The sequence below is a fragment of the Pseudomonas sp. lyk4-TYG-107 genome (assembly GCF_030209055.1).
GTDB lineage: Bacteria > Pseudomonadota > Gammaproteobacteria > Pseudomonadales > Pseudomonadaceae > Aquipseudomonas > Aquipseudomonas putida_A.
Window position 1 is genome coordinate 1 of sequence record NZ_JARVST010000041.1, and the last position, 1,313, is coordinate 1,313.

Genomic DNA, 1,313 nt, shown 5'->3' on the forward strand with positions numbered 1-1,313 from the left:
TGTCGCGTCCTGAATAAGGTTTACACCTTCTGACCAATCTTCAGGAGGATTCAATGGATACCGGAAAAAGGCGGAGCCAGCGCGATTACACGCTAGCTTTTAAATTGTCAGTCGTAGATCAAGTCGAAAAAGGCGAGTTGAGTTATAAAGAGGCTCAACGGCGCTTTGGCATTCAAGGCCGGTCCACGGTACTGGTTTGGTTACGCAAGCATGGCCGACAGGACTGGAGCCAAGGCGCCTCAATCCGAGCGCTGCGGAGCAGGCCGATGACCGACCCCAACCTACCGCTGACACCCGAACAGCGGATCAAAGAGCTTGAAGAACAGTTGGCGCTGAGCAATCAGAAGGCCCAGTTCTTTGAAGCTGTCGTGAACGTCTTGAAAAATGATTACGGTGTGTCCATCGTAAAAAAGCGACCCGGCAAGTCCTCTCGCAAGGGCAAATCCAAGACCTGAGCATTACCAGGGCTTGCCTGTTTATGGGCATTTCGCGCCAAGCGTATTACAAGCGCAACCGAGCCTTTGACGCGAGAGTTTGCCAAGACCAGCAGGTAGTGGAATTCGTTCTGGAAAAGCGTCGGCGCCAGCCGAGGCTTGGGACGCGCAAACTGCACCACCTGATGCTAATTGAAGCCGCAACAGCGCTACGTGTCGGTCGAGACCGCCTGTTTTCCATCTTGCGAGAGGCGCGAGAGCTGGTTCCTCGCAAACGTGCTTATCATAAAACCACGCATAGCCATCATCGCTTCCGCCGTCACCCCAACCTACTCAAAGCTGGCCCGGAACAAGTTGTAGCCAGCAGACCTGAGCAGGTTTGGGTCGCAGACATTACCTATCTCCCAACGCGGGAAAGTGTCGCTTACGTTAGCCTGATAACAGACGCGTACTCACGCAAAATCGTGGGTCATCATGTGCACAGCAGCCTGCATACGGAGTCGGTGGTCAGGGCGCTGCAGAAGGCTGTTAGTCAGCGAAAATCCAATCAACCGCTCATTCATCATTCAGATCGCGGAGCCCAGTATTGCTCTGATTTATACCAACGGATGCATACCCGGCATGGAATCAGGTGCTCAATGACTGACGGTTATGATTGCTATCAGAACGCTATGGCGGAGAGGGTAAATGGGATTTTGAAGACTGAGTTTTTGCTACATCGCCCCAAAGACCTGGCGGATGCAGTGAAAATGGTGGATGAATCGGTGCAAATCTACAACCGGGAGCGGCCGCACTTATCCCTGAAATACAAAACGCCCGATGCGGTGCATCGGGCATTTTGAGACTGAAACAGGTGTAAACCTATTTCAGGACTAGACA

The 1,313-nt window shown here is 52.6% G+C and carries 1 protein-coding gene; it reads left to right on the plus strand.

The genetic code is table 11. The features are described from left to right. Window positions 1–53: 53 nt before the first annotated feature. Window positions 54–1,276 (plus strand): IS3 family transposase gene (locus QRN61_RS27150; RefSeq protein WP_177325627.1). Its coding sequence is split into 2 segments (ribosomal slippage): window positions 54–405 and window positions 405–1,276, totalling 1,224 coding nucleotides; the frame shifts between segments, so codons are not numbered across the junction. Window positions 1,277–1,313: the final 37 nt, after the last annotated feature.